The 18,235-nt window shown below is 44.4% G+C and carries 19 protein-coding genes; all 19 read right to left on the bottom strand.

The window, feature by feature from the left end; all coding sequences use genetic code 11:
- Positions 1 to 22: 22 nt before the first annotated feature.
- Positions 23 to 712 (bottom strand): Crp/Fnr family transcriptional regulator, encoded by a 690-nt coding sequence (locus Q0R52_RS26705; protein WP_295801079.1) that lies wholly within the window; start codon positions 710 to 712, stop codon positions 23 to 25.
- A 42-nt stretch (positions 713 to 754) separates the two neighbouring features.
- Entirely contained in the window at positions 755 to 3,031 is a 2,277-nt protein-coding gene (locus Q0R52_RS26700) for a TonB-dependent receptor (RefSeq protein WP_295801077.1), read from the bottom strand.
- 141 nt (positions 3,032 to 3,172) lie between these two features.
- Positions 3,173 to 3,553, bottom strand: a complete 381-nt coding sequence (locus tag Q0R52_RS26695; protein WP_295801074.1) for a hypothetical protein — start codon at positions 3,551 to 3,553, stop codon at positions 3,173 to 3,175.
- Positions 3,554 to 3,555: 2 nt separating this feature from the next.
- On the bottom strand, positions 3,556 to 3,975 hold the full coding sequence (locus tag Q0R52_RS26690) for a hypothetical protein (RefSeq protein WP_295801071.1): 420 nt from the start codon (positions 3,973 to 3,975) through the stop codon (positions 3,556 to 3,558).
- Complete coding sequence (locus tag Q0R52_RS26685) at positions 3,975 to 4,742, bottom strand: ABC transporter permease subunit (RefSeq protein ID WP_095702892.1); 768 nt, start codon at positions 4,740 to 4,742, stop codon at positions 3,975 to 3,977. The genes Q0R52_RS26690 and Q0R52_RS26685 overlap by 1 nt, the downstream gene beginning before the upstream one ends.
- Positions 4,736 to 5,452, bottom strand: coding sequence for an ABC transporter ATP-binding protein (locus Q0R52_RS26680; protein WP_295801067.1), 717 nt, complete (start codon positions 5,450 to 5,452; stop codon positions 4,736 to 4,738). The genes Q0R52_RS26685 and Q0R52_RS26680 overlap by 7 nt, the downstream gene beginning before the upstream one ends.
- Positions 5,440 to 6,675 (bottom strand): nitrous oxide reductase family maturation protein NosD, encoded by a 1,236-nt coding sequence (locus tag Q0R52_RS26675; RefSeq protein WP_295801064.1) that lies wholly within the window; start codon positions 6,673 to 6,675, stop codon positions 5,440 to 5,442. Before Q0R52_RS26675 ends, Q0R52_RS26680 begins: the two co-directional genes overlap by 13 nt.
- The gene (locus Q0R52_RS26670; RefSeq protein ID WP_295801061.1) at positions 6,675 to 7,115 is read right to left on the bottom strand and encodes a nitrous oxide reductase accessory protein NosL; all 441 of its coding nucleotides are present in this window, start codon (positions 7,113 to 7,115) and stop codon (positions 6,675 to 6,677) included. The genes Q0R52_RS26675 and Q0R52_RS26670 overlap by 1 nt, the downstream gene beginning before the upstream one ends.
- The gene (locus tag Q0R52_RS26665; protein WP_295801059.1) at positions 7,112 to 7,687 is read right to left on the bottom strand and encodes a hypothetical protein; all 576 of its coding nucleotides are present in this window, start codon (positions 7,685 to 7,687) and stop codon (positions 7,112 to 7,114) included. Before Q0R52_RS26665 ends, Q0R52_RS26670 begins: the two co-directional genes overlap by 4 nt.
- 58 nt (positions 7,688 to 7,745) lie before the next feature.
- A complete protein-coding gene (gene nosZ, locus Q0R52_RS26660; RefSeq protein WP_295801055.1) occupies positions 7,746 to 9,728 on the bottom strand; it encodes a Sec-dependent nitrous-oxide reductase in 1,983 nt (660 codons plus the stop codon).
- A gap of 20 nt (positions 9,729 to 9,748) precedes the next feature.
- Positions 9,749 to 10,243 (bottom strand): cytochrome c, encoded by a 495-nt coding sequence (locus tag Q0R52_RS26655; RefSeq protein ID WP_295801052.1) that lies wholly within the window; start codon positions 10,241 to 10,243, stop codon positions 9,749 to 9,751.
- A gap of 182 nt (positions 10,244 to 10,425) precedes the next feature.
- On the bottom strand, positions 10,426 to 10,854 hold the full coding sequence (locus Q0R52_RS26650) for an Rrf2 family transcriptional regulator (RefSeq protein WP_295801049.1): 429 nt from the start codon (positions 10,852 to 10,854) through the stop codon (positions 10,426 to 10,428).
- 43 nt (positions 10,855 to 10,897) lie between these two features.
- Positions 10,898 to 11,851 carry an iron-sulfur cluster repair di-iron protein gene (ric, locus tag Q0R52_RS26645; RefSeq protein ID WP_295801046.1) on the bottom strand — a complete coding sequence of 318 codons (954 nt, stop codon included), beginning with the start codon at positions 11,849 to 11,851 and terminating at the stop codon, positions 10,898 to 10,900.
- Positions 11,852 to 11,930: 79 nt separating this feature from the next.
- A complete protein-coding gene (locus Q0R52_RS26640; RefSeq protein WP_295801043.1) occupies positions 11,931 to 13,115 on the bottom strand; it encodes a hypothetical protein in 1,185 nt (394 codons plus the stop codon).
- Positions 13,115 to 13,447, bottom strand: coding sequence for a metal-sulfur cluster assembly factor (locus Q0R52_RS26635; RefSeq protein ID WP_295801041.1), 333 nt, complete (start codon positions 13,445 to 13,447; stop codon positions 13,115 to 13,117). Before Q0R52_RS26635 ends, Q0R52_RS26640 begins: the two co-directional genes overlap by 1 nt.
- Positions 13,434 to 14,720, bottom strand: a complete 1,287-nt coding sequence (locus tag Q0R52_RS26630) for a cytochrome C oxidase subunit I (protein ID WP_295801039.1) — start codon at positions 14,718 to 14,720, stop codon at positions 13,434 to 13,436. The genes Q0R52_RS26635 and Q0R52_RS26630 overlap by 14 nt, the downstream gene beginning before the upstream one ends.
- On the bottom strand, positions 14,717 to 15,538 hold the full coding sequence (locus Q0R52_RS26625) for a DUF2249 domain-containing protein (RefSeq protein ID WP_295801037.1): 822 nt from the start codon (positions 15,536 to 15,538) through the stop codon (positions 14,717 to 14,719). Before Q0R52_RS26625 ends, Q0R52_RS26630 begins: the two co-directional genes overlap by 4 nt.
- 1,283 nt (positions 15,539 to 16,821) lie before the next feature.
- Entirely contained in the window at positions 16,822 to 17,379 is a 558-nt protein-coding gene (locus tag Q0R52_RS26620; protein WP_295801034.1) for a BfmA/BtgA family mobilization protein, read from the bottom strand.
- Between the two features lie 294 nt (positions 17,380 to 17,673).
- The gene (locus tag Q0R52_RS26615) at positions 17,674 to 18,210 is read right to left on the bottom strand and encodes an ORF6N domain-containing protein (RefSeq protein WP_295801029.1); all 537 of its coding nucleotides are present in this window, start codon (positions 18,208 to 18,210) and stop codon (positions 17,674 to 17,676) included.
- Positions 18,211 to 18,235: the final 25 nt, after the last annotated feature.

Here is an 18,235-nt window from a genome sequence, read left to right as displayed (position 1 = left end):
CGTTAAATGGATCTATCGGCCATCAGGTACCCATCGTAAGTCCAGCCAGTTTTTGGCGGTCATTGACCTTGATCTGCTTACCGGTCACGATAACGATATTTTCTTTTATCAGGTCCATGATAACGCGGAACACCGTTTCATATGTAGATGCTGAATATGCAGCAAGATCATGCCTCGATAGTGTCAAATTGATGTATCCATTCGAGTCTTTTCCAAACTGTTCTTCCACCGAAAGCAGGGACTGTGCTACGCGCCCTTTTACCGGCATATGCGCCAGATCGCGCATTTTTCGCTCAGAGATGTCCAACTCTTCTGCAAACAGCACCATGAGTTTATAGCTTAGATCGCTATTAGTTTTCAGCGACGCTTCAAAGAACTTGATATCCACAAAACAAACGACCAGCGGCACCACAGCGGTGGCGGAAACACCGTAAACCATTTTGCTGCCCAGGCCACGGTGACCCAGTATGGAGCCGTCAGCAGCAAACCTGATAATCAGTTCTTTGTCATCGCCCCATTTCTTGTGAACTTTTGCTGTGCCGGAATAAACGAAATAAATGCCCGTTACGGGTTGCCCTTCGCTGAAAATCACCTCTCCTTTTTTGAATTTCAGGTTTTGTTTATGGAGGTTGATGGTTTCGCGCCATTCCGGCACCGTGTTGCTGCATAGGAAACATTTTTCGAGGTTACATCCTTTCTGGGGCTTATTCATGGACTTTCGTTTATATTCGGTTGGTAATGATAGGATAATTTGTCAAAAGAAAAAAGCCACCCGCAGTTTCGTAAAGAACGGGGTACCTGGTGTAAAACTCATCTGGTCAACCGGCGCAGCTTCACCTTTCAGCCGGCTGACCTGTTCCACGGCATATTCGTTCCACTGCCTGTTAAACAGATTTTCTACCGTGAGTCCAACCTCATAACGCTTTTGACTGTAATTGATCTTCAGGTCGGTAACAAAATATCCGTCGGCTATCAAGGTATTCGTGTTATTTCCGGGGCGATCGTGCATATACCGGTAGCTCAACCCGCCGTTGATCCCGTTATTTAGTTTAAAATCCAGCCCCCCAGTGCTGGTCAACGTAGGCGCAAGCGCGAGGTAGCCGGTGCTTTTTATACTATCGGCGTACCTTGGACGGGCCAAGTTGACGTTCAGGTCGGCAAAAAACCATTTGGCCAGCTGGTACCGGGCAGAAATATCAATGCCCGAACGTTTGGTTTTGCCGCCAGGTGCAATATCACCATCATCGGTGTAAACAAACTCCTGCGACAGGTATAAGTACCAGACTGCTGCGTTGATGAATAGGCGCGGTATTGGTTTCCAGTTCAGCCCAAGGTCTGCACCATAGGCTGACGGGATAGTTTCCAGGCCGTTATTGGCGATGACAGCGATCGCGTTATTGGAATGAAACCCTTTACCCGCTTTCAGATAAAACTGTACCTGTTCGTTAGCGGTATACTGGACGTTCAGTTTTGGGCTCAAGACCAAACTGTTTTTTGTGGAATCATGGTAATTGAATTTAAAGTAGTCCAGCCGCGCACCGGCATTGAATTGCCACTTCCCGCTTTCTAATGTTTCGTCCAGGTAAGCAGCCGTGTTATTTTGTCTGATATCTCCCTGGGTAATATTATTCAAAAACTGGTATTGTTCTGTAACATGATCGTATGAAGAACCGTAGGTGCGGTCAAAGCGGGTGCTTATTCCAATGATGGAAGTCAGCAGGTTATTGCCCCAGTATTTTCGCTTCGTAATTTTGCCGGTATATCCAAACATATCCCGGCTTTCCGCTTGCTGGCGTTCGTCTCCGTTAACACTGTCTGCCGCGAAAAAAGTGGAATTTACATGCAATGCAAAAGTATATTGAGTGTAGTATAACTGATTTTCCATGGACCAGTTGTTTTTCAGATCAGTAGTTAAACGCGCGATCGCATTGATCCTTGTTGACTTACCCCCCTGGGCGCTGTCAATTGCTGCAAACCTGTTAATGGTTACCGGAGCGGCATTTATCCTCACCGCGTTTCCCTGTTCATCCAGCGCAACTGTATTAGCCGCAACTACCCGTTCAGGTATTTCTCCGGAAGCGATCCAGCTGGTACTAAAGGTTGAAGCGCTTAGGGTTAATTTATTATTTGCTCCTATTTTTTGGGTGTACTTCCCGAACAGGTTGGTCCGTTTATAATGTTCCGGCAGCTTAAAAGCGCCGTCGGTATAATTATATTCCCCGGCAATATAGGCCGTTGTTCCGCTTTGAGCGGCTTGCTTCCCTAATAGGTCAACCAGTCCTGCAATACGGAAGGTATGGAATTGTCCGCCCTCCAGGCTGATCATGCTCCGGTCTATGGCGTCTTTGGTGGTATAGCTTAAATAGCCTGCCGTGGCCAGATCGCCATAAGCGGAATAATACGGGCCCTTGCCGAAATCAAAATTCTTCACCGTTTCAGGGATCAGAAAGTGCAGGTCGGCATAACCCTGCCCGTGGATGTGGGAAACCATATTCACGGGCATTCCGTCAACCGAAACACTCAGGTCGGTGCCGTGATCCGCATCGAAGCCCCGTACAAATATCTGTTCCGCTTTGCCGCCGCCCATATGCTGTGCGATCAACAAGCCGGGAACCAGGCGCATCAGGTCCTGTGAAGAATTAACCGGGCGAAGCCGCAGATCTAAAGTGCTCAGCGTGTGAAAAGGGCTACACATCAGCGAGGGGGCGATCACCACCTCTTTCAGGTCAACCTGCCCGTTATCCATCACAATGCACACCGGCACAGCCGAACTGCGTACCGGGAGAATTTTTGTCGAATAACCGATGTAAGTGATCGTTAAGGTCGCTGTATCTGACGAGAGCGAAAGCTGAAAGTCCCCGGTTTTATTGGTGCAGCATAACTTGCCATTGGCGCGGATACAGGCACATTCCAGCGGCTGTTTAGTGGTATTGTCGGCGATATGACCTTTGTAAATATATTGTGCGTTTGCCCATTGCATCCCTAAAACGGTGATTATCATAAGCAACGCCATTTTTTTTAGCGTGTTCATTGGAATATATATTGAGTGAAACCGCACGCGGTTTGCTGCTCGTTGAAAATTGTTCTTCAGACCGGAAGAAACGGCCGGTACATAAATTATCCATTAGAGGTGCCAAAAAGCTCCTCCTCGATTGTTAGACTTAATTAAAGATCAACTCAACTGGGGCGGGCGAAATATGGGGAGAAAGGCACCGGGAAGCTTGCCGCAGTTTTCTGCAAACGGGAACGCGTTTCCGATACCCACACTCCATAAGGTGCTGTTGTGAAAGAAAGTGTTGACGATATAACCATCCTGGAACAGGCTTTTCTGCGCCTGACTTTCGGCATTGTTTTGTTTGTCTTCCGCTTGCTTTATCTTTTTCATCAGGTAACATTTACCGTTGCAATGCAGGAAAGGTTTATTGCGGTTTTCGCACAGTTTGGCGGCGATATAGCTTTGGTTCATCTTGAACCCGGCGTAAACGAACAGCCGGGAGTAGTTAACGGCGAGCACCGAGAAAATCAAAAGCCATGCCGTTAACTGCTTTAACATCTTTATACCTTAAAATATTGATGGAATATATTTAAGCGTTTTTTCACTTCACTAAAGTGGATTTTGGCCGATACTGCGTTAGTTGCCTGGTTAAGCTGGGAAATTTGCCCCATCAGCGGTTCCAGCCATTTATGCAGGGCCAGGTGATCCGGGCCTTTCATCCGGCATTCTTTGATCATTTGATCGATACCTGCCTGTAACGAGGTGCCTGCCTGGTGAAAATCAGCCAATTTATGGCCGTTGACTTTTTTGACGATCTGCTGGAGACGGGCAACATTATTACCGGTAGCTTGGTCGATCTTCCACTTAGCGCCATTATTCAGCACTAATTCCTCGGAAGCTTTTTCATGCTGATAGCGGCCTGTTGCATGAAGTGCAGAAAAAGCGAGGACAAACACAATAACAAGGGTCAATTTTTTCATTATAGGTCTTTCTTTTTAAATATTTTAAGTGCAAAAAATAGCGGTACAATGATCCAGATCATTTGCATCAACAGCGAGAAGACGATCCCGATACCACTTCCAAAAAATTCCTGGTATAATGCACCGGTATAGCCCATCAACGCGGAAATGTCGAGCTGCAGCAGGATCAGGATTCGGGCAAGGTCTATAGGATTTAATGCCGTTAAAACGATCATCGCCTTTTCCAAGGGGTAATCGGCAAAAAGGGTCAGGAACATTAAAACCAGGCCATCGAATATGATCGAGAAATAGAACCAGAGCATTAAAGCAAGGCCAATGCCCTTGGCTTTATCGCGGGTAATAGTCGATGTCAGGAAAGCCAGTGAAATAAAGCTTAATGTCAGCAGGCAGCCCGAGATCATGAGTGTGATACCGGTTGCAGAAAAAGCGAACAGGCAAACAGGGATGCATACGCCAATAAAAAAGGCAAGCAAAATGGAACTGCTGATCCCGATGAATTTTCCCAGTAAGATATTTCGCCTGCTGATGGGCTGCGATACCAGCATTTCGGTAAACTCAGCCGCATTGAAATAATAGGTGGTCGCGTAAACGATACTCACCAGCGGAACGATGATCAGGATAACCGTCGTAATACTCACCAGGCCTTTGGTTACGTCCGCATCTGACAAGAAAATGGTCAGGCTGATCGCCAGTAATAAAAGCGTATACGCCAGCAATACCTTGCTGCGTACGATATCGAGAATGATATATTTCGCGATCTTTAGCATGATGGTGAACTCAATATTTGTGTTAAGGCCTTACTTAGTTTCTGCTCGCCTGTCTCCAGTTTCAGATCTGTTAAGGTTTTATAAAATTTGATCTGGCCTTCAAAAAGATAGAGGATATGATCGGATATTTCATCGGCTTCGCTCAGAATATGGGAGGTTACCAGGATCAGCTTGCCTTTAGATTTTTCTTCCAGTATTTTTTCTTTCAGTGCTTCGGCGGCGAGCGGATCGAGGCCTGCCGACGGTTCATCCAGGATCAGTACATCAGGATTGAACATAAATGCCAGCGCGGCGCTTACTTTTTGTAATGTGCCGCCGGATAAGGTGCGCATGGTTTTTTGATACATGCTTTCCAGCTGGTAAGCTTTGAGCAGTTCTTTGTCAACCGCGTCCTGCTGCCGGATATCCATAACCATTTTAAAAAGCTGGCCGATTTTCATATTATCAGGGTAATGACCTATTTGGGGCATATACCCGATGTTCCTTTTATAATCAAAGGTGTTCAGAATTGACCTGCCTTGAAACAGGATCTCTCCGCCATCCGGTATAACCATCCCGAGGATGGATTTGATAAGTGTAGTTTTTCCTGAAGCATTTGGACCGAGGATAGACACCACCCCGCCGCTTGCAAAATCGCAGCTGACATCTTTGAGGACTTCCAGTCGCCCAAATGATTTTTTAAGTCCTTTGACCGCTATTATCTTTTCCATGGTTTCATTCTTGGTTTTTCGTCTTTAACAGATTCGGGCGTAATGGAAGGAATGGCGCGTTCTACCTTGTCGATCAGGTTGACGATGAAACTTCGCATCAGCATGACGCTCTGCGGGTTCTGTTCGATGATCTGTGCGTAAAGGCTTATCGGGCGGTACGGAATGTCACCGGTACCATCCTTATTCAGGTCATAGCCTTCGTATTTGTCCCAATAGTTGTCGTTGAAATAGATCTCTTTTAAAGTACCGTTGGTGGTCACGTCAAAAGAGTTTCCTTTATAGTTATTTTGGGTAAAATAGTCCTTGTTACAGCTGGCCAGTACCCGCATGGCCCAGCCATTAGATATAAAATCGTTATGGGTAACGGTGATGCGATCTGAATTTTCCATATAAATGCCGGTGGTGTTCCGGATAAAATGGTTGCCTTCGATCCGCGCATCGGTGATCTCTTTCAGCAATACGCCATAGATAGAACTGCCCCAGTTTTCGATAAACGTGTTATCCAGCATGGCGATGCGCCGGGTGTACATCACGGAAACACCTGATCCGTTATTTTTAAAAGTATTGTGACGATAGGTATCATCATCCGAGAACATAAAATGCAGGCCGTATCGTATATTCTTTTCACTGAAATTATTCTCGATCAGGCATTTTTTAGCAAACTCGAAATAGATGCCGTCCCGGTGCAGGGTCACGTAATTGCCGTTGAGCAATATTTCCTTACATTTCCATAAATGAATACCGTTCCCCGAGTTCTCGATGTTGTTGGAGCCGGTAATATGATTATGCAATACCTCGATGTGCTTGCAGTTCGACAAATAAATACCAAAAAAATTATTGACGAGTATATTGTTGCTGATGGTAACAAATTCCACATTACTTAGCCTTATGCCTGCAAAATCACGCATAGAACCAGTTTTTGAATTTTCGATAATAAACCCATCCAGTTTCACATGGCCGGAAGTGATCGTCAATACTTCTTCCTGGAAACGGGCATCCAGGATCGGTTGGTTCTGTCCTAAAATGGTCAGTTCTTTATCCACTATCGTATTCAGGGAGATATAGGTTCCCTTTTCGACGCGTATCGTATCGCCATTTTTAGCGAGGGTTACCGCCTGTTTGAGCGTTGCCACTTTGGCTCCGGGAGCCACGATGATCGTGTGGGCCCATACCGGAAACGGCAGCATAAACAGCAAACCTATTTTAACGATTAGCGATCTCATTATTTATTTTTAGTTAATAATAGTGTCCAGTCATAGACCTGCGCTGACCTGTTTTTTTTTGCGGACTCTGCCGCCCGGCGGGAAAGAAAAGCCGCCAGGTTTCCTCCCATAGGAGAGGACAGCGAACTATCCCGGAGGAAAAAGGATTTCCGGGCATCTGTAAATTGTTCTGGATTGGTAAAATCATTGACTAAGAAAACGCTCTTAGCATCGGCAGCAATGGCGGGGTTTTCCTTTAAAAAACCAGCCATACATTCTGCCGCGTCAAACTTGAATACTTTGCCTTTGGCGGTAATCAGCTCAGCAGCGAAACGCTTATCCATGATCGTCATTTTACAATGTGCACAGGCGTCTTTGCCATAACGAATAGGATCAGGCTCATGGCTGCAAGCTGTCAAAAGACAGCACAGCACTATTGTAATGATATTTAACCTTTTCATTTGATCTTGTTTGGAGAAATTCGTGGTTTATAAAAAAGTGCGACGGCGGCCAGTACCCCGCCTAACCCTACTAAGATCCCACCGGTATCAGGTAACGAACCGGCAGTGAAATTGAGCAGTTGCTTATAGCCAAAAAGCGGCGGCTGGTAATTCATTCCCTCTACTTTGATTGCGGCATGTGGATTTAGTTTGTGTCCGTAGCGATATTCCCACATATAAAAGTCGCTAAAGCCGACTATGGCGAACAGGCCTAAGCCAATGAACCAGGTCCATAAAAGTTTACGGCTTTTGGCGATGCCTGCGGCAATACCGATAAGCGTCAGCGCTCCAAAAACATAAGGAAGTATCTTAAATTCTTTAAAGTCGTCGACCGAAATAAATTTCATGCCGATATAGTGGTTCAGGCCGTTGATCTGATCAATATTTCCCGATAGCCCGTTCAGCCAGATCTTCATTTCCAGGCCTTCGGGGTATTGGGGTGCGTCCAGTAAAATATGCCATAACGGAAGAAAATAGGCACTCAGCATCAGCAGGGAGCTGATGAAGATCAACACTCTTGTATGGGTTTTCATGATCAGACGATTAACAAAGTGTATAGTGTTTTCCAACACTATACACTTTGATTTATAATTATTGAGTTACCGGGTTTTCACCGATAGAGAATTTAATCGGCACATTGGAACCTGCTGGTGATACCCTGAAGTAACCCTGCATTTCCTGGTGAAGCGCTGAGCAAAAGTCAGTACAATAGAACGGAACAATGCCAGCTAATCCGGGAACCCATTTTAGGGTACAGGTTTCACCCGGCATGACCAGCAGTTCTGCGTTATTTGCACCTTTGATCGCGAAACCGTGCGGCACGTCCCAATCCTGTTCCAGGTTAGTTACATGGACATAAACTTCGTCCCCGATCTTAATCCCTTCAATGTTATCTGGGGCCAGGTGTGAACGTATAGCCGTCATATAAACATCCACACGGTTGCCGTTTCGTACTACCTTGGTGTCTTTTTCGGACTTGGTTACGTAAGCGTTTTTGTTCTCTTCCAGTTTAAAGAATTTTACCTGGTTTTTAAGAATTTTATCGGCGAGGATCATTTGCGCATAGTGTGGCTCTCCTATAGTCGGGAAATCCAGCAAAAGCTTCATTTTGTTCCCGGTGATATCGATCAGCTGGCAAGCCTGGGCAAGTTCCGGACCTGTTGGCAGATACCTGTCTTTGGTGATCTTGTTAAGTGATAGCAGGTATTTACCATATGGCTTTTGGGAATCACCGCCAACAATGGATAAGTGGCCGGGTGAATAATAAGACGGTATCCTGTCGATAATTTCCAGGTTGTCCACTTTCCATTTAACCACTTCTGAAGAAACGAACATGGTCGTATAGGCGTAACCTTTATCGTCAAATTCTGTATGCAAAGGGCCTAAGCCTGGTTTTTTAACTTCACCGCGCAGTACTGCTTCATATTTCAATACCGGAATATTGCCTTCAACCATGCCGTCATATTGTTTTTTATCAATAGCATCCAGCATTTTCTGATAGGAGAAAACCGGGATGACAGCGGCAAGCTTGCCACTCGCAACTATACTTAATCCGTCGGGGGTCACGTCTACACCATGCGGAGATTTCGGGCAGGGCATATAGTAAACCAGGCCGGGAAATTTGGTAACATCGATGGTTTGTGTTTCTGTTTCGATAACCGAGGTAGCGGTGTGGGTATTCTCATTGTAAACATTGTGCGCGTACCTCGCCGGTATTTTAGTTCCCTTTCCTGCCGCGATCATCTCTTCTGCTTTTTTCCAGTTCACGGCCATGATAAAGTCCTTGTCACGCTGACTCGCGTTGACTTCTAACAGCGTATGTGCTTGTTCAGTATTGTAGCAGGTAAAAAAGATCCAGTCATGCGACGGGCCTTTTCCGGCATGTGCCAAGTCATAGTTGAACGCTGGAACGATCAGCTGAAAGGCCAGGTTCATCGCACCGTTGTCTTTATTCACTTTAACGAATGATACGGCACCCTTGAAGGTTTGCTTAAAGCTGCTGATCGGGTTATCAGTTCTATTGTTATCAAGCGGCTCACTGAAACGTGTATTTCCTACGACATATTCCGTATTTTCAGTACAAAACGGAGAAGCGTGGTTTCCGCCGATGTTCGGCAATTCTAAAATTTCTGCTGTTTTAAAGGTTGCCAGGTTGATACGGGCTATGCGTGGCGTATTATTTCCGTTAATGAATAACCAGCGGCCATCATCCTCGCCGTTTGTTTTGGACAGTTCCGGGTGGTGAGAGTCATCCCATGGTACAAATCCGTGTGAAGTATTCAGCATTGGTTTGGTTTCTTCCGAATAACCATAACCATTCTCAGGGTTTTGAGAAAAAACGGGTATCACTTTCAATAAACGGCCAGACGGGATCCCGTAGGCAGCTACCTGCCCGCTAAACCCGCCGGATAAGAAGGCATATACTTCGTCATACTTCCCCGGGGCTACATATACTTTTTGCGCCGCATCGGCATCGACTGAAGACCCGGCTTTTCCCGGTTTACAGCCATAAATGGTACCGACCGCTAATAAAGCTAAGGCGGGTGCCAGTAATTTATAAGGTGAGAATTTCATAATCTGTAAGTGTTTAAATGTTATTTACTATCATTCTTTCTAAGGTACTCCAGTATCTGGCGGGTTTCATCGTCCGTTACATTCTGGAAGGTCATTTGAGTTAGGTGTTTTGCTAATAAAGCCTGCCCAACTGGATCCTTTGCTTCCATTTCAACCGGATTGGTGACCTGGTTCATGATCCATTCGGGTGTACGTCTTTTGGTCACACCCAACAAGCCCGGGCCGACCACTTTCTGATCGGTCACTTTGTGGCAGGCGGCGCATTTGGCATTGAACACAACCAGCCCTTTATCCGCCATGGCGGGGTCAATGGCAGCCAGTTTTACTTCAGTAAATTTGCCGACACCTTTGCTGTCGCTTTTCGCAGCCGGATCAATATCCGCGCTTGCTGTTGCGGCAGGTGTGGCAGCAGCTTTATTATCTGTATCTGAGCCACCGTTTGACGGACCGCAGGCATATAAAAAGGTCAAACCTGACACGAGTGTCGCAATAAGTAAGGTTTTTAGATTTTTCATTGTTCTTGTTTTTAATTTTTGATAAAACTACCAGTGAACAAGCAGGTCTGACATGATGTCCGCCAGTATATTATATGATTTAAATCATATAATATGATAGTTTTACTTGATTTATGTTTGTTTTATTTACTTTAAATCATATTAATAAAAGATGTTATTGTCTTTTATTAAATCAAATTTTTTTACTTCAAAAAGTATTTATGCTGCTGGCACTCTTCCACCAGTTCGGTTACCGGCTTCTTGCAGAATTCGGCCATTAACAGATCCCGGATCGGTTTGACCTGATCGTGCATCGGGCAGGGCTGTGTTTCAGAACACTTCTCCAATCCAAGTACACAAGAGGTGAAAAGACCGTTGCCATCGATCGCCCTGACGATGTCGATCAGGAAAAGGTCCTGTCCGTTTTCAACATAAAAACCGCCGGTAGGTCCTTTCGCCGACGAAAGGATTTTCTTGCGCACCAGCGTTTGCAATATCTTGCCTGTAAAATGCATGGGCGAGCCAATTGCTTCAGCAACCTCGATGATCCCCGTCTTTTCATTCTTCCTGCTTTTAAGGGCGACATAAACCGTCGCCCTGATGGCGTATTCACATGATTTGGATAGTATCATTTTTGTGCTGTTGATTTTACAAACCTAAATATATAATTATCCTTTAAGATAATTCCTTTTCGAGCTGAATGGCTTTAGGGAACAGGATATTGCTTTCCAGGTGTACGTGACGGTGCAGGTCGTTTTCATACTCTTCCAATTTCTTGAAAAGTATAGTATAGGAACTACAGGCGTCTACAGGCAACTGGTAATTTGAAGTGATTGTCCGTATGGTTTCAAAATCGCCGCCTACCTGCTCATGTTCAGAATCCATGATTTGTATCGGTACGGAGATCTTTCCAAAGTTTGCAGAGGGGAGCATACCGCCTGAGTTATAAACCTGCGCCAGTTCCTTGATAAAGGGGAACAGAATTTTTTCTTCTTTGATCATATGCAGAGTCAGGTCATTTCCGATCCGTTCGAATAATTCAGCCACTTTGATCAGTTCCGGGTGTCTTTCACCGTGTACGCGTGCTACTTTTTGGGCAATCTCCAGAATAAACTGGGTATTCTCGCGTACGTAACGATGGTGGGTATTGATGATGTAGTCACTCAGGAAACCCAGGTCCCAGTTTTGAAAATCGTTTTCACTGGTGGTGGCTGCTTCGCCTGTAACGGCTGCCAGCTGGCGCTCCACTTCCTCGGGGCTGATCCCCTTTTTCTCGCAAACTTCAGCGATGGTTTTTTTACCGCCACAGCAGAAGTCAATGCCTAAGTTTTTAAAGACCTGCGCCTTGCGGTAATCCTTGGCCACTATCTCTCCGATGGTCTCCGTGTTTTCCGCTTCGGTCTTTTTGGCGATCTTCACCTGCCATACTTCCGGGCCGCTTTCCAGATAATCCCAGATGAATACCTGGCCTCTTTCAGCCAGAAGCTGATAATACAAAGGTTTAGGATCATGGTCATTGTGAATAATAAAAGCCTCGCCTGCTAACAGGGAATCGAACTTGTCAAAAATCTTTGGATGCTTAAACCGCGGTTCGATCACGGTTACGTCCAGAATGTCTAATACTTCCATTTTCTAAATTGTTAAATAATAAAGGATGAATGTATCTTTTATTATTTGGTAAAAAAGTGATTGTCGTCACATCAGGCTCTCAGACGTTGTTTTTAGTCTTAAAAAGCAAAAAAACGCCGACCGGAAGGAAGGAAAAGCAAAGTAAGAACAACAGGAACTGGTAAGATGGGATCGTTATAGAAAACAGCGCTAGCAAAGGCTGCACAAAGAGCAGACCGAGATATGTTACGGCGAGGATGACGTAAAGGGTGTTTACGGTGGAAATAGATTTACAGGAGCTAATCATCCTTTTCCTTACAAATTGCCCGATCAGCAGTGGCATGATTATTCCCAGGGTGAGCAAATGGATATAACCAATGATCAGGTTACGGTTGAGAAAGGTCCAATCTCCTATAGCCGGGATACAAACCAATAACTGAAAAAAACATTTTAAAGTCAGGCCGATGAGTGCTGCTTTTTCCAAAAAATGAAGATATCGCCAATTACTTTTAAAGTTAAAACACAATGCCAGCCAGCAGACGAAGTTTAACCCTGCGCCAATACAAGCCACTATCAACAGCCCATTACCGGGTTTGCTCCATAGCGTAAAAATAAAATAGAGCGGGATCGCGGAGAAGGCAAAAAGATATACCCAAATCCTTGAGGGTCGTCCTAATGGCTTAAGCGGCAAAGCTGCAGCTAATAGTCCCAAAACAGCCAGAAGCATAAACCCATTCATTTGGAAATGCAGGTAAAAATAAATTGCGTCCTGGTAGTACGGTGTGTTTTTTAGTCCCAATGCAGCCAACGGGCCTAAGGTGAATGGCCCCAGCGCCGAAAGGCATAATAAGAACAGGCTTCCCCGGAGCAGGATATATGCTGGTTCATTCAAACATTTTTTAAGCAAGTTTCCATGGAACACGAGGTAGGTAAAGCGAAAAGTCACCAATACAAAAAGAGTTGAGAAGCTGATGGAAACCAGTTTATAGCCCTGCCATGAAAAACTGGCAAGCATACCGTACGCGCTTATAAGCGTTAGCAAAAGTATGGTTTTGAAACCGGAACCTATTTTCCCTTCATTGCATAAAGAGGCGATCAATAAGGCGATGGAGAAAAACATCCAGCCTGAAAAAGCAAAGTGCGAGTGGGCATGCAGGATGAACTGGTAGTCAAGCTTTGGGACATCGTAAAGCTGTATATAACGTAGTAACACACCGAAAATACTCAGCACGATAAAATTAATGATCGCCCACCGGGGATAATTCAGGCTTTGATACCATTTCATCACAGGCCTAATAATCGTTTACCTTCATCCGTAATACTATCATAAGACCAAACCGGCTCCCAAACGAGGTCGACGGCAGCCTCATAACCTTCATAATGGCCCTCGATACAATTTTTTACAGCGGATACAATACTTTCACCCATCGGGCAATACGAGGAGGACAAGGTCATTTCAACCTTGACCTGTTTTTTCGGGGCCTCTATTTCTATACCGTAAACCAGGCCAAGATCAATAATATTAATGTGTAGTTCCGGATCGATCACCAGCCGCAGTGTTTCCATCATTTGCTCTTTCAAAAAAGAAAGCGGGTCGGTAATATCAAAGCTTGCCATAAGTTACTGTTTTATGAAATAGTACAATAAAGATGTTCGACAGGTACAGCATAGCGGTAGCCATCAGTGCCGCGATGCCGATATAGATCAGCGGCAGGAAGAGCAGGTAACAGCCAGGCATAAAGGTCACACAAAAGATCAGGTAGAAAACCGTTTGTGCCTTCAGGAGGTTATCCGCGAAAAGGTCTGCGGGCATCGGGGTTTTGAATTTGCCCGTCAGGTGTTCGTAGTGTTTAACCCAAACAATAAACGGCAATGTCTTAAAGGTTTGCCCTAATATTAATGCGGTGATCCAGCCCATCAGCATGAATTCGCCATAGATCATCGAAAAGCGAATAGTAACCGGGTTGTTTTTAAGGTGGAAGTAGATGATGAACGGAACAGTCAGCGTTGCGATCTTTAACAGGATAAACGACAGAAAACTGTTCATCATCGGCAGATCTATGTGTTTTCTTAACCGTGATCGCAAGCTTTTTAAAATGAAGATAAAATAGCAGACTAATCCTGAAACACCGATCAAGAATATCAGATAGGTGCGAAGGCTAAGCCCGAAAAGATAAGAATCAACAAGGAAATAAAGCAATGCCCCAACGATTAAGTAATAACTGTAGGTGAGTAGTTTGGTATTTTGGTAGGATGAAACCAGGAACATTGGCACCAATTTGGAACTCACGCCGATCAGCATCAGCAGGAACCACCCTATAAGCCCCATGTGCGCGTGCAATTTCAGGAAATGCAGTTGATCCTGCGGAAATATGGGCCTTGTAAAATTAAAGACTAAAGCCGCGCCTAATGCTACTGTCAGGCAAAGACAGATACAAGCGCTAAAGATAAAATCCTCCTGTATGGTTTCCTGTTTTTTCTTTTTAGCAGTCAGGTATACGTTGATCGTAAATAAGAGGACGGCCAAAAGCAATAAGATCGCGCCGCATTGCATATGAATGCCTGGCACAAATACCCAAAATGAATAGACAAGCGCAATCAACCCCGGCACAAAGAGCGCGAAACTTATCCAGGCGAGTTTTTCGCTGTACAGTTCCGTTTCCAACACAACAGGTATCAACTGATAAGACGCCCCGAGGATGATCATCGTTCCCCAGCCGAGCGCGGCCATATGCGTTATAGCTAGGATCTGCGGGTGAAAATAATGCCCGGTAAATGCTTTCACCGAAAATAACATCATCAAAGAAAGCACCAAAAAACAAAACGCGGCAGCCACATAATGGGTCACCACGATTTTATAAAGGCCAGGGTTCTGTTTGATCCCGCTCATTTTTTATAGATCAGCATGTTGATATCGGCGGGGCCGATTGTTTTAAAGACATAGGTCAATCCTTGTTTCTCCAGCTCCGGCAACAGGTATACCGGTATTTTTTTGTGATACACAAACAGGGCACTACCGGCAACCAGGTTCGGCGTTTGTTCCAGGATGGTCAGCATCGGTTTAGGCATCTCCAGCTGTCGAACATCAAGAAAAGTAATTCTGTGTTCATCAAATCTTTTCAGCAGCCGGTCGAATTGGTCATTATCAGCGGCCGGGGCTGTTAAGGGAGTGGTAACCGTTTCGTCCGCAATAGATCCTGCTTTGCTGAAATAGGTTACGACCAGGTTTGGTTCCGGATGTTCCAGGCGGAATGAAAACCCTTTGTCTGCCAGCAAATGGATCAATGGCAACGGCTCGAAGGTATTGACGAGTTTGAGTCCCTGACCTTCTTCGAGTTTTTTGATAGCCGCTAATATTTCTTTTAGCGGGTCTTTATCCTGTGCCAATACAGGACGTACATCAAGTTCAAGGTAATCTAAAGGCTCCTGAAAAGAAACAGTCCGCTCAGCTATATCATTTTCAACGGAAGTGTCCGCGGTTACTTTGAACCCAATCTGCTTCATGCTCCACATAAAATCACTGAGCTCAGTTTTTGATATTTTGCAGGCATCGGCGATGCTTACCCTTTTGACCAATAAATTCCGCAGCAACGGATTTTTCAGCCTTGAAAATTTCTTATTCAAACCGACCAGTGTTCTGATCACCAGGTCACGGTCAACTTCAAGCAGCTGGCTGATCTTTGTTTGGGCGTTAATTGTAAGTTCCATCGCGCAAAAGTGCACATGCTCGAAGCTTTATAATATGATATAAATCATGTTATATGGTGATTTCAACACAATAAATGGACACTGATATGATACAATCATAATATTGACGACATAAAAACTTCGACGGACAAGATTACGATACTATTAAGTATATGGTTCACTTCTTCTTTCGCTGAACTTGATCATGTATATTCAAACAATTCTTCGGAAATTCTACCAAATCTTTCCGGATGGATATTCCAGAGATTATTTTTTGATTTGATAAACACTCAAAAACAGGATTGCAACGCAGCCAACCCTCCTACAGGTTTACAGCCTTCATCGGGTTTGTTGTAATCAGCCTCCTGAACATTACTTGAAAGCGCTCAAATGAATTTATTTCATAAAAGTAAACCGAATTTATAGAGAGATAAATAGCACTTATCAGGAGTTTTCAGACACTTAGAGCGCGGCAAAAAACCCGGATTGCCGGCCATTGATTGTTCAATTGGTCGAAGTTTAAGAGCTTTTCTTCGTTTCTTTTGCCGCAAATGCGGCAATGTGTACTAATAAAACATAGTTAAGCAAGGGGGCTTATGGTGTGTTATCGGTACCTGCACTATTTGCCTTGCTTTCAACTTTGTTATTGTTAATCCCTGTTGTTTTTACTTCTGCGGTTTTCATAATTTCTAATTTTTGAATGATTTTAATAAATTCAGTAATTGCCCTAATAGGGTGTTTTGCAATGGCTAGGCGGTCTGTCCGCTCCGCTGTTGGGCTGTGTGTGGTGGGCTTCTGCCGTTTGCTGTTTTCATGGTTGCTTTTCTTTTTAAAGTCAGTCGGCAGGGCCTCCTGGCTTTTTGTTAAGCAACCTCACCTGAATACAAGCCCTTTGTAAGGCAAGACTTTGCGAAAAAAAATACGCTTGCGAGGAACGAGCAAGGAAGGTTTTTTTTCAGCAAACCCGCAGGGCCCTGGTCTTGACGTCAAAGGGCTTGTTCAGAAATTTGCTAACCAAAAAGCCTGGGGGGATTTTTAAAAGGACATTGAAAACGCTTCTTAAAAATATAAAGTGGCGGCAAAAAGTCCGTGTGGTTTGAGTGAGCGCAGGCGACACTCAAATCGCGCGGTCTTTTAAAATGCAGTGAAGCGGCTGAATGAGGGACGAATGAAGCGGCTGGAACTGCTGAGATAACTGGTGTCAATGCGGCTTGGCATAGTCAGTGTGGTGCAGATAATTCACCGAAGCTTATAGGAGTTTATTATTTTTCTGCCGACGATAATAATATAAATTGATTTGAATTTTAAAGTTTAGCCACCATTTGCCGGGCTTCCTGTACCAGTTCCTCTTTTTCTTTAACCGATGTTGTGAAGCCGAAATTTTCCCGTGCTTTGGCATATTGGTTTAGGATGTATTGGAATTTGAGTTTGAGACTTTCTTTGGTTTCCAGTTTTTCCGCGATTGTTTTCATCAGCTGCTGCATTTCCTCCGATTTCTCAACCTGTGCCTGTTGGTTATTCAGTAAATCTCTATTAGCTTTCAATACCTGCCCGTTAAAGCAGTCCAGTATTTTGATTTGGGATTGTACCATGCGGTCAACTTCAGTTTTGACCGGGATTAGTATTTTTTCTTCCTGCGCCCGGATGAACCGGATATAGGTGTCATGATTTTTAACGAGCGTGTTTTTAAGTACCTCATCATTAATATCTGATGGGTCTTTTTTTGTACGGTGAAAATATTCTACCATCTTGTTAAAGAACTGGAATTTGCTTAAGCTGAATTTTTGGGAAAGTTTACTAAGCTTTTCATCGGTCTCCGTTGAAAAACGGAGCGTTTTGCTATAATTGTCTTTTGTGCTCATTTTTGTATGTACTTATAAGTTGACTTATGGTTATTTCGGTCTTGCTGATAGTTGTGGGGCCTCAACTTATACCTGGAGTATAAGTTAAACCCCCGTAGCGAAGCGTAGGGCAAGCAAAGTAGGGCTCTGCCCAACTTCCGCTTGCTCCATTTTTTTTCAAAAATGGACGCGGCTAAAACGCCGCCCGATGCTTCGCACCGAAGCCGCTTGCGGGCTGCACCGGGGCAGCGCTCATCCCTGTGGGCTAAATTCGCTGTCGCGGTGAAGAAATGGCGACTACTTCACTTTTAACACTTACAGATCGTCCGATTTATACCCTATTCTTTTGCGCGGTTTGGGTTCATTTTTCTTTTCCAATAGTTCATCCAAATAGCGGAATACGATTTCCATGTTTTTATCCTGGTTATCCAACTTTGATTTTATTTTTTCCACCTCCAACCGTAAATCAGTATTATCAAACAGCATTTTCCGCAGTTTGGTAAAAATGCGAATGATCTGTATGTTGACATTTATAGCCCGTTCGCTGTTTAAAACGCTGGATAACATAGCCACTCCCTGTTCGGTAAAACAAAAAGGCATATACCTTAAACCCTGTTGGTCTGATTTGGAGGTCACAAATTGTGACCTCCAAATTTGAAATTCCTCTTTACTCATTTCAAACATAAAATCCTCGGGGAACCTTGCGATATTACGTTTTACAGACTGTTTCAAAACCTTTGTTTCTACTTGGTATAGTTTAGCCAGGTCACGATCTAACATGACTTTTTGACCCCTTATGTAATATATTTGGTTCATTACTATTTCATCGGGTATTAGTGCTTTCTCTTCCATAATTTGGATGGTTTTAATTTGTCTT

The sequence above is a fragment of the Mucilaginibacter sp. genome (assembly GCF_025359345.1).
Taxonomy (GTDB): Bacteria; Bacteroidota; Bacteroidia; order Sphingobacteriales; family Sphingobacteriaceae; genus Mucilaginibacter.
The sequence above is the reverse complement of the archived record's forward strand: the minus strand, read 5'-3'. Positions and strand labels throughout refer to the sequence as shown.